This window comes from Streptosporangium sp. NPDC006013 (genome assembly GCF_040614275.1).
Taxonomy (GTDB): Bacteria; Actinomycetota; Actinomycetes; order Streptosporangiales; family Streptosporangiaceae; genus Streptosporangium.
On sequence record NZ_JBEXUE010000625.1, the window covers coordinates 1 to 4,946 of the forward strand.

Below are 4,946 nucleotides of genomic sequence, written 5' to 3' on the forward strand. Positions count from 1 at the left end.
CGGCGGCGGGCGATCGACGCGATCCGCCGCCGGACCGCCCTCCAGGACCGATACGCCCTGCTGGCGGCCGACCCCGCGGTCGTCCCGGGCACCGTCCCGCGGGTCAGTTCGCGAGGTCCTCGTCCCTGATGGTCTCGATCCGGCAGTGCGAGAGCGCGTTCCGCTTCGGCTGGTAGACGCAGACCTTGAGGTCGATCCACTTGACCTGGCCCTTGGTCTTGAAAAGGTAGCCCTTGGACCCGGAGGAGGCGCAGGACCAGCGCGCCGGCGACCAGGACGGCCCGCCCTTCTGGTAATGGAACCTGGCGCGAACCCAGGCGCAGTGACCGGGGTGGCGGTCTCGGTCGTAGATCTTGCCGTACGCGGTGAAGTGGCTCTGGTTGAAGCCGGTGACCCACAGTTGTGCCTTGGCGTACCCGGAATGCCCGGAGCCGGATCTGACCGTCCCCAGATAGAAGTCGCCCTGGGCCGTCGCGCTCGCCGCGGTGGGCAGTCCCAGCACGAGCGCGGTGGCCAGCAGCGCTCCACGGACGATCCTGCGCATCGTCTCTCCTCTTTCCTGCGCTTCCCGGCGCGGGTTCTTCTCGGCTCGGGTGATCCGTCACCAGTGATACGCGAGACGACTTGGAACCCTCTTGCGAGTCACTGCCCGCGGCGCACCGCCCGGTCCGCCGCCTCATCCCGTCGAGGAATCCGGGGAGCCGGGAAGCCGGAAGGGTCCGGAGAGCCGGCGGACAGCAGCGCGGCGGTATGGGGTGCCGTTAAGAACCGCATCTCCAGCCCCAAACGAGCGAGAACATGCAGGTCGGCCCTCCACTCAGTACGCACCAGGCACCTCTCCCACCACCGCGATCATCGACCAGACGAGATCACGATCAAGAGGCAGAGAACCGCCCACGGGCGACTTCACTCAGTTGTAATCACTACGTGGCGGACCCGAAAGATAGATAGCTCGCCGCTACTTTGCGGCTCGCCGTAGCTGCGGGATATCCGGGCCATGACGGGCGGGGATCATTCAGGCATTAGGGATCATGCTCTTCGAAGCCGCCATATGACGGCCGCCGAAAAGTGGGCAATGCTGGTGATCTCCGGCCGGATCGTTACCTTCGCCGGGCCCTGTCGTTATCCAGGCCATGATCACCGATCGATCGTCATCGAACGTAAAGTGGACCACGATCTTGAGGACGAGGCCGACTGTCCGAGGTGTGGCTCTAATGACCGCGGGGATGCTCGTCGGCGGCGTGCTGACGGCCGGCGGCGCCGCCCTAGCCACCGGGATGGGGCAGGAGGTGATCCACGGCTGTGTCACCACCGCGACCGGCGCGCTGCGGGTCATCGCCGAAGGAACAACGTCGTGCGAAGCGGGGGAAACTTGGCTGGACTGGAACCGTCAAGGGCCGCCCGGGCAGTTCGCGATCTTCACGATCAAGGGCTCAGGCGGTGCGATCGCGCCCGGCGCCACTGTCACCCACCGAGCTGATTGCGGAGTCGGAAACTACGCGATCTCCGGCGGCTACTCAGGCAGTGTGGCCGGCGCACCAGTCAGCGTGATCGCCAACACCATCGACAGTAAGAACACCACTGCCTGGAAGGTCAGCGTCGTCAACCACAGCCAGACGGAGACCTACCACGTGGTGACCTACGCGTCTTGCGTCCCCGCTGCACCGTAAGGCATGCCGTAGGCCGCGCTCGCGTGCCCTCGAATAACGCGAGCGCAGTCCACGGCCGACCGGCGACCGGCGAGGCTCTGCTCGTTCAACACGCTCACCGAATGACGTTCCCCGACATTGGCGCCGACGCCATACCCGCGGTTGAGGAACATCGGGGCTGGCTCGGGTTCGTGCCGGGTTTCAAGGCAGTGCCCGGCAGGCGGTCACCTCGATCATGAGTTCGGGAAGAAGTAGCTGGTTCACCTGGACTATCGTGGAGGTTGGGAATGGCCCGTTAGCGTAGATGCTCTTGCGATACGGCAAGGCGTTGATCAGGGCAGATATATCGGTTACGTACATGTTCTCGCGCACGACATTGCGAAAATCGAGGGCGTATTTGGCCAGGCATCTCCTTGATGCGCTGGTAGATGAATTGCATCTGAGCGGCCAGGTCGCCGGGGGATACCGGGTTGAAGTCCGTGTCGAGGGCCGCCGTACCCGATAGCCACAGAGTGTTGTCCACCTGGACGCCCTGGGAGTAGCCGAGGGAAAGTTGCTGGGACTTCCAGTAGTAGAAGAGATCGGTGCGTTTGGAGGCCGTCGCCGGGGCTGCCGACGCGTCGGGGGTGGCGAGTTGGCCGGCTCGGCGCCACCGACCCCGCCTGCCGGACCGGCACGATCACCATCTCCAACCGCCGCCCCGCCGTACGATCCGCAGCAGCCGGTTGCCTTCATCGTCATCGATCTCACGTACGCGAACCCGTTCAGCCACGCGCGGAGTCCGAAGCGATCACGCCGACCAAGGTAGGACCTCAATCGGCGTGTCACCACGAAACGGGGCGAACCCGAGCTGCTACCGCACTAGTCGTGACGAAGTACGGCATGGGCGGCACCGAGGCGCCGGGCTTCGTCGCGTTCGGAGCGGTCGCCCGATACGTCGTCAGCCCATTCGAGTAGCCGACGCAGGTGGCCGCCGGCCGTGGTCGTGACGATGCGGGGGCTGCCGAGGGCGACCTCGCCACCGGTCCCGTCGATGGTGACGAGGGTGCCCTCACCGATGGTGCGCCCACCGGCTCTCACTGAGGCGATGTCAACGGTGAGGTCGCCGATCCCCACGACAGCGGGTTTTCCCATCGCTCGTGCGACGACCGCGGCGTGGCTGGCCGGCCCGCCACGGGCGGTGACGATTCCGGCGGCGACCGCCAGGCCGCGCATGTCGTGCGGGGAGGTCTCCGGCCGTACCAGGATGACCGGGCCGTCCGCGGCCATGCGCACTGCCCTGTCGGCCGTGGTCGCCACCCTGCCCACCGCGACACCGGGACAGGCGCCCAGCCCTCGGGCCAGGATGTCGACCTGCTCGGTTGTCGCTATCCGGGGTGTGCGGACGTGCTGGAGATGCCGCGGTGAGATCCTGAGCAGCGCTTCGTGACGTCCGATCACGCGCTCGTCGGCGAGGTCGGTCGCCACGCGGACAGCTGCCCCCCCGACGAACCGGCCAGGCCGGACCTGCAGAACCCACAGCTCCCCGGCCTGGAAGGTGAACTCGACGTAGCACGCGTCGCGGTAGTGCCCCTCGACCCGGCTCAGGGCATCGAGGAGGCCGGTCCACACCGCCGGCTCCCGGTCGGCGAGTTCGTGCAGGGGCCGGGTCAACGATCTGCCGGAGACGACGTCTTCGCCCTGGTGTCCGAACAGGACTTCGCCGAACGGGACGTTCTCCCCGGTGTTGGGGTCGCGGCTGAACGCGACTCCGGTGCCGCTGTGGTCATCGAGATTCCCGAACACCATCGTCTGTACGATCGCGGCTGTGCCGAGATCGTGCGGGACGTCATGCAGCTCGCGGTAGGTTCGCGCGCGCGGTGTGTCCCATGACGAGAACACGGCCTTGACCGCCAGCTCCAACTGCCGGGTCGCGTCGTCCGGAATCGGCCGGCCACATCGTTGCCGGATGAGGTCCTCGACCGCTCCGATCTGTGCCTCCTCGTCGCCGGTCCCTCGCCTTACGTCCAGGTCGGTGATCGCAGCGGCGAAGCTGGACAGGAACCGCAGCCGCGAATTCAGCGCGAACCGCGAGTCGCCCGTCTCGGCCGCCAACCCGGCGGTGGCTCCGGCCGTGAGGCCGAGGTTGAGGATCGTGTTCATCATGCCGGGCATCGACACGCCGGCCCCGGAGCGAACGGACACCGCCAACGGCAGCTGTGATCCCCCGAAGTGGCGCCCGGTGGCGGCTTCGAGGTCGGTGACGGCCGCCGCGAGCTCGTCGTCGAGTCCGTCGGGAAGACGCCCGTCACGCAGGAACGCGCGACATGCCTCCGTGGTGACGACGAACCCGGCGGGCACCGGCAACCCGAGACGGCGGAGGACCAGGAGGCCGTGTGCTTTGCCGCCCAGCAGCTCCGCCGTCTCCTCGACCCGCGTGGAGAGCGGGCGAATCCATCTCATCCCCATCGGGGGATCCCGAGTGTGGCGAGCAGGTCTTCGTGCAGCTCGAACCACACGGTGTGGTACGACGCGGTGCTGTCGGCCACGTACTCCAGCGCGCCGGAGCCGGCGCGATCGAGGGCTTCGGTGAGGCGGGTTCGGTAGCGGCCGAATCGAGGCAGCGCCGCGGACAGCTCGGCGCCGACGACGGCGGCACGCCGGTCGAACTCGACGAATCGGGCGAGGACTCGGGCATCGTAGGAGGGATCGCCGTGGTCGTTGGCGGTCATGACACCGTCGATGGACCGGAGTTGCCATGCTGTGCAGAGGTCGAGCAGTTCCGGGTTGAGCACCAGAAAGCCGTCGAACGCCGCGGTCACGGCGGCGCGGGCACCGGCCGACTCCAGCTCGTCGGTGATCCGTTCGGCGTCCACGACACGGCCGGTGTCCGACAGACTCCACCCGCCGAAGTCGCCGGCCATATGCGTGACGAGACCGACGACCGCGAGATCGATCAGCTCGGACTCGACGTCGGACTCACCGAGACCCGTGGCCCTGGCCAGGCGGGCGAGGCCGGCAGCGCCGCCGGCGGCGCCGCCGCAGCGCAGGGCGTGGAGTACCAGCAGGCCGGTGCCGGTCGCGGGAAGCTCGGGTCGGGTCATGACCTGGCACTCCGCGGCTGGGTGCCGTTCGACACGTCGGCGGTCGATGCCGCGTACGCGGCGCCTCGCCCGTGGGCTCGGGCGACGATCGCGCCGCCCCGGACGCGTACGGCGGACTCCGTCTCGTCGTCGGGGTCGGTCAGGCCGATCGCCGACGCGGTCAGGGCTCCGTCATCGAGGACCAGCCGAACGCGCTGCCAGGCTTCGGGAGCGA

4 protein-coding genes and 1 pseudogene are annotated in these 4,946 nt (G+C 68.0%); 1 reads left to right on the plus strand and 4 read right to left on the minus strand.

Annotated elements, in window-relative coordinates; genetic code table 11:
- Nucleotides 1-103: 103 nt before the first annotated feature.
- Nucleotides 104-544, minus strand: coding sequence for a hypothetical protein (locus tag ABZ260_RS46395; protein WP_355631063.1), 441 nt, complete (start codon nucleotides 542-544; stop codon nucleotides 104-106).
- A 670-nt stretch (nucleotides 545-1,214) separates the two neighbouring features.
- On the opposite strand from ABZ260_RS46395, the gene ABZ260_RS46400 reads away from it, so the two are divergent.
- The gene (locus ABZ260_RS46400) at nucleotides 1,215-1,670 is read left to right on the plus strand and encodes a hypothetical protein (RefSeq protein ID WP_355631066.1); all 456 of its coding nucleotides are present in this window, start codon (nucleotides 1,215-1,217) and stop codon (nucleotides 1,668-1,670) included.
- Nucleotides 1,671-2,510: 840 nt separating this feature from the next.
- Here ABZ260_RS46400 and ABZ260_RS46405 read toward each other — a convergent pair.
- From ABZ260_RS46405 to ABZ260_RS46415, 3 genes and pseudogenes are all read right to left on the minus strand, one after another.
- A complete protein-coding gene (locus ABZ260_RS46405) occupies nucleotides 2,511-4,091 on the minus strand; it encodes a pyruvate, phosphate dikinase (RefSeq protein WP_355631068.1) in 1,581 nt (526 codons plus the stop codon).
- Nucleotides 4,088-4,732 carry a transcriptional regulator gene (locus ABZ260_RS46410; protein WP_355631071.1) on the minus strand — a complete coding sequence of 215 codons (645 nt, stop codon included), beginning with the start codon at nucleotides 4,730-4,732 and terminating at the stop codon, nucleotides 4,088-4,090. The genes ABZ260_RS46405 and ABZ260_RS46410 overlap by 4 nt, the downstream gene beginning before the upstream one ends.
- Nucleotides 4,729-4,946, minus strand: a pseudogene (locus ABZ260_RS46415) (hypothetical protein); the annotation flags it as partial. The pseudogene ABZ260_RS46415 and the gene ABZ260_RS46410, both read right to left, overlap by 4 nt.

Coding starts and splice junctions, on each gene's coding strand:
- ABZ260_RS46410 (WP_355631071.1), bottom strand. CDS start 4,732: ATGACCCGACCCGAGCTTCCCGCGACCGGCACCGGCCTGCTGGTACTC.
- ABZ260_RS46405 (WP_355631068.1), bottom strand. CDS start 4,091: ATGAGATGGATTCGCCCGCTCTCCACGCGGGTCGAGGAGACGGCGGAG.
- ABZ260_RS46400 (WP_355631066.1), top strand. CDS start 1,215: ATGACCGCGGGGATGCTCGTCGGCGGCGTGCTGACGGCCGGCGGCGCC.
- ABZ260_RS46395 (WP_355631063.1), bottom strand. CDS start 544: ATGCGCAGGATCGTCCGTGGAGCGCTGCTGGCCACCGCGCTCGTGCTG.